Here is a 5,220-nt window from a genome sequence, read left to right as displayed (position 1 = left end):
CCGCGCTCGGGTACGTCGGTGAAGGAGACGCACACGTCGTCCACGAAGTCCTTGAGGTACAGGCGGACCGGGACGTCGTTCTCGTCGTAGCCGATGAGGGTGTTCTGGCCGTGCGGGTTGAAGGTGACGCCGTACCGGTAGAGCACGTGCATGATCGGCGCGAGGAGGGTGTCGAAGAGGCGCCGGAGCCAGACTTCGGGGTCGAGGCCGGAGGAGCGGACGAGTTCGGCGACGAAGGCGTCGCCGGCGGCGTCGACGTGGAGCAGCGAGGCGAAGGTGCGGACGCGCTCGCCGGGGTCCTTGCGGGCGGTGACGGAGTCGCGCCAGATGCAGCCGAGGGTCTCCAGGTGCTGGTAAGGCGTCTCGTCCAGGGTGGAGAGGTAGGGGTGGCGGACGGTGACGGAGGCGACCTCGCCGAGGAAGACGGTGCGGCACTCGTCGGTGAGGTAGGGGTCGCGCTCGACCAGGCCGCGCAGCCACTGGGTGACGACGGGGGCGCCCATGGTGCAGTGCGGCGGGATGCCGCGCCAGACCAGGGTGTTGAGGATCTTCAGCGGGAGTTTGACGTCGTGGCGCAAGGGCTCGGTGACGTTGGCCATGGTGCGGATGGACTGGCCGGGCAGGTAGGCGTCGGGGCTCTCGCCGAGCGGGATGACGCGGCGCTGGGCGACGTCGGCGGCGTGCAGGGTCTGGACGGCGTGGTCCCACTGCCAGGGGTGCACGGGCATCCAGACGTACGCCTGGGGGTCGACTCCGGCGTCCTGGAGGACGGCGGTGAACCGGGTGCGGGTCTCTTCGTCCAACTCGGCTTCGAGCACGTCGTTTTCGGACAGTTCCGACGTGCCGCGGAACTCGGCGAGTCCGCGGTGGACGGCCACCCACCGGAGGGTGAGCGCCTGGGCGGACTCGGGGGCGTACCGCCGGACGTCGGTGGCCGAGAAACCGATCCTGCCCTTGTTGGCGACGAGGAGGTTGTGTCCGGTCATCCGGCACTCCAGCTCCGTGTGCCCGAGGGCGCGGAGTTCGGCGACGGTCTCGCCGCCGTGGGTGAGGCGGGCCGCGTCGACGGCGAGGGTGGCGGAGAGTTCGGTGAAGTAGGTGGCGACGGTCGAGGCGTCGCTGTCGATCGTGGAGGCGGCCTCCATGAGGAATTTCAGCGCGTCCCACGCGGGTTGGGCGATGCTGTTGCCGAGCATGCTGGTGGCGGTGCGGGTGATCGAGTCGGGGTCGACGCGCAGCCAGCCGAAGGCTCCGGGGGTGGCCCTGAAGGCGTAGGTCGTGCCGCTGTCGAGGTCGATCCGGTAGTCGCCGTCGCCGGTTCCGGTCGCCTTGAGCATGTCCTCGAAGCACCACTCGCCGATGGCCTTGGCGAGAAGGCGCCGGTTGGCTTCGCGCCAGGCCGCGGGGTCCACGTCGGACAGCGCGGGCACGGGGTGGTCGGTGGGGTGGGGCATCAGGCGGCTCCGCAGTCTGTCTGGAATCGATGTGCTCGAACGCCTGGACGCCCAAGCGGGCGCTACATTAGGTTAGCCTTACCTAATGATCAAGGTCAACTTTCAGACAGACCAGGCCAGTTGTCGACGTAGGCCCGGTGCGGGATGGACATTCGCCCTCGTCAGCGCGGGGGGCGTGATGATGACCCTCGACGTGACCGTGGTGAACGTCGCCCTCTCCGACGTCGCCCGCGATCTCGATGCCGGGCTGGGCCGGGTGCAGTGGACGGTCTCGGCGTACTCGCTGGCGTTCGGGGCACTGCTGCTCACCGCCGGCGCGCTCTCCGACCGCATCGGGCGGCGGTTCGTGTTCACGGCCGGAATGGCCCTGTTCACGCTCGCCTCCGCCGCCTGCGGCCTCGCCCCGGACGCGGCCACCCTCATCGCCGCGCGGGCCGCCCAGGGGCTCGGCGGGGCCATGGTGTTCGCGCCGACGCTGGCGCTGATCGCCGCCGCCTACGAGGGCGCCCGCCGCCAGGCGGCCATCGCCTCGTACGCGCTCGTGGCCTCGGCGGCCGGCGCCCTCGGCCCCGTCGTGGGAGGCCTGTTCGCCGAGGCGCTGGGCTGGCGCTGGATCTTTCTGGTCAACGTGCCCATCGGGCTCCTGGTGGTGGCCGGCGCGCTGGCCCGGATGCCGGAGTCCGCGGCCACCGGCACCGGCGCCGGCGCGCGGCGGCGTCTCGACCCCCGCGGCTCGCTGCTCGCCGTCGGCGCCCTGCTCGCCCTGCACTATCCGCTCGTCACCGGCCCGGAGACCGGCTGGACCGCGCCGCCGGTCCTGGGCTCGGCGGCGCTCGGCGTGCTCCTCACCGCCGCCCTGGTGGCCGACCAGCGGCGCGGCGGCGGGCTCATCGACATGACGCTGCTGCGGATACGGGCCTTCTCGGGCGCCGCCGTGCTCGGCTTCCTCGCGCGCCTGTCCAGCCTCGGCATGCTGGCCTTCCTCACGCTCTGGCTGCAGAGCACGTACGCGTCCTCGCCGCTCGAGGCCGGGCTGTGGCTGCTCCCGCTGACGGGCAGTCTGCTGCTCGCGGGCCTGTTCGTGAACCGGCTGCAGAAACTGTTCCCGCCGGACGCCCTGGTGGCCGCCGGCTTCGCCGCGCAGGGCCTCGGCCTGCTGGCCCTGGCCGGCGCGGGGGCGGGCGCGGGAGCGGCGGTCCTGGTGGCCGGGCTGGTGCTCCTCGGCGCGGGCGGGGCCGTGATCTTCCCGCCGCTCATGGGCGTGGCGGTCGCAACCGTGCCCGAGGAGCGGGCCGGAATGGCCTCCGGGCTCACCAACGCCTGCTACCCGCTGGGCACCGCGACCGGTGTGGCCCTCTTCGGGGCCGTGTTCGCCGCCCGCCTCGACAGCGCCCTCGCCGCCGGTCCGGCCGGTGCGCCCCCGGTGCGCGAGGCCGTCGAGACCGGCCGCTTCGAGCTCCTCTCCCCCGCCCTCCGCCCGTTCGCCCACGCGGCCTTCTCGGACGCCTTCACCACGGTCTGCCTGGCGGCGGCCGCCCTCTGCGCCCTGGGCGTCGCGACGGCCCGCACCCTGAAGCCCGGCCCTGCCCCCGCCGCCGGCCCGGCACCGGTCGCCCCCGTACGGGCGGCGGAGGCGTCCTGAGCGCACGGCCCCGTACGCCACCGGGCCCGGGCGCTCCCCGGCGTACGCCGCGGAGTGCCCGGGCCCCGCGAGGGGGCCGGGTGCCCCGGCCCAGGGACCGCGCTCTGTCGTCACGTGCGCCGCAGGAGCCACACCAGGTACGGGGCCCCCAGCAGCGCCGTGACGATGCCCACCGGGATCTCCGTGGGGGCCAGCAGCCAGCGGCCGAGGGCGTCGGCGGAGACGACCAGGACCGCGCCGAGGACCGCGGCCATCGGGATCATGCGGGCGGTGCTGTTGCCCACCACCCGGCGCGCCAGGTGGGGGGCGACCAGGCCCACGAAGCCGACGGCGCCGACGGCCGCCGCCGTGCCGGCCGCGAGCACCGCCCCCGCGCCGAGGACCAGGAGCCGGGCGCGGCCGAGGTCGAGGCCGAGGGCGCGGGGCAGTTCCTCGCCGAGCGACAGGAGGTTCACCGGGCGGGCGGCGACGACCAGCAGGACCGCGACGACCGCCGGGACGGCGAGCCAGCCCAGTGCGGTGAAGTCCCGCCCGTACGTGCTGCCGGCGAGCCAGCCGAGCGCGGACGCGAGGTTCATCTGCGCGCCGACCACCAGGATGTTGACCAGCGCCATGGAGGTGGCGGCGGCGCCGATGCCGACGAGGACGACCCGGGTCGGGTCGATCCCGCCGCGTCCGCCGCTCCGGGTGCCCCGCGCCACGAGGACGACGAGGATCAGCATCAGCACACCGCCGACGGCGGCCGCCGCGGGCAGGGCGGCCAGCGGCGCGGCGGGGACGGCCAGGATGACCGTGATCGCGCCGAGGGAGGCGCCGCCGGTGACGCCGACGAGTCCCGGTTCGGCGAGCGGGTTGCGGACGACGGCCTGGACGGCGGCGCCCGCGGCGGCGAGGCACGCCCCGGCGAGGGCGGCCACGAGGACGCGCGGCAGCCGGAAGGAGATCACCGCTTCGGTGATCTGCTCGGCGGAGCCGGTGAGGGCAGCGCCGAGCTGGCCCCAGCTGACCGGTACGTCTCCGACGCGCAGGGACAGTGCCATGGCGGCGGCGAGGGCGAGCAGCCCGGCGCCGAGCGCGACGGTGTAGCCGGGCCCGCGGCGCCGGTCGGAGACGACGACGGCCGCGCCGGTGTCGGCGTCGCCGGTGCTGACGCGCCGGGCCAGCGCCATGAAGACGGGTCCGCCGATGAGCGCGGTGACGACGCCGACGGGGATCTCCGCGGGCTGGGTGGCGGACGGCGTGACGACGATCTGGGCCGCGGCGTCCGCGCCGAGGACCAGGGTGGCCGCCAGCAGGGCCGCCATGGGCAGCAGCGCGGCGTGTTTGCGCAGGCCGAGCTGCCGCACGATGACCGGGCCGATCAGGCCGACGAAGCCGATGGGGCCCGCGAGGGAGACGGCGGCGGCGGACAGCAGCACGGCGAGGAGGAAGGCGGCGGGGCGGATGCGTTCGACGCGTACGCCCATGGCCTGCGCGGTCTCGTCACCGAGGGCGAGGAGGTCCAGGGGGCGGGCCAGGAACGGGGCGGCGACCGCGCCGGCGAGGACGACCGCGCCGAGGGTGAGCGGCCGTTCCAGGTCCGACTGGAGCAAGGTGCCGTTGCCCCAGAAGAAGAGGCCCCGGGTGGCCTGCACGTCGAGCATCTGGAGGAACTCGGCCGCCGAGGTGGCGGCGAGCGCGACGGTCGCCCCGGCGAGCAGGACCCGGCCGGGTGTGAGGACGCCGCCGCCGGTGAGCAGGTGGACCAGTCCGACGGCGAGGAGTCCGCCGAGGAAGGCGGCCCCTCCGGCGGGGATCGGTCCGAGGCTCACGCCGGTGAACGCGACGAGCACCACGGCGAAGTAGGCGCCGGCGTTCACGCCGAGTGTGTCGGGGGCGGCGAGCGGGTTGCGGGTCGCCCCCTGGACGAGGGCTCCGGAGACACCGAGCGCGATGCCGACGACGAGGCCGGTGAGGGTGCGCGGCAGCCGGCTGCCGAGGAGGACGTCCCGCGTGCGGGCGTCCCCGTGGCCGAGGAGCAGGTCCAGGATGTCGCCGATGCCCACGCCGGAGACGCCGAGGCCGAGGTGGACGACCGCGACCGCGGCCAGGGCGAGGGACAGGCCACCGCCCACGAGCAGGGCT

The 5,220-nt window shown here is 74.8% G+C and carries 3 protein-coding genes; 1 reads left to right on the top strand and 2 read right to left on the bottom strand.

The window, feature by feature from the left end; translation table 11 throughout:
- On the bottom strand, positions 1-1,454 hold a 1,454-nt coding region (locus RIF68_RS26680), incomplete at its 3' end, for an IucA/IucC family protein (protein WP_309053850.1).
- A 178-nt stretch (positions 1,455-1,632) separates the two neighbouring features.
- Between RIF68_RS26680 and RIF68_RS26675 the strand changes: the two genes are divergently transcribed.
- Positions 1,633-3,096, top strand: coding sequence for an MFS transporter (locus tag RIF68_RS26675; RefSeq protein WP_309053851.1), 1,464 nt, complete (start codon positions 1,633-1,635; stop codon positions 3,094-3,096).
- Positions 3,097-3,206: 110 nt separating this feature from the next.
- On the opposite strand, the gene RIF68_RS26670 is transcribed toward RIF68_RS26675, so the two are convergent.
- Positions 3,207-5,220 (bottom strand): iron ABC transporter permease (locus RIF68_RS26670; RefSeq protein ID WP_309053849.1); only part of this gene is annotated, 2,014 nt, incomplete at its 5' end.

The organism is Streptomyces sp. (assembly GCF_031178505.1).
Lineage (GTDB): Bacteria > Actinomycetota > Actinomycetes > Streptomycetales > Streptomycetaceae > Streptomyces > Streptomyces gulbargensis.
The sequence above is the reverse complement of the archived record's forward strand: the minus strand, read 5'-3'. Positions and strand labels throughout refer to the sequence as shown.

Coding starts and splice junctions, on each gene's coding strand:
- RIF68_RS26675 (WP_309053851.1), top strand. CDS start 1,633: ATGATGACCCTCGACGTGACCGTGGTGAACGTCGCCCTCTCCGACGTC.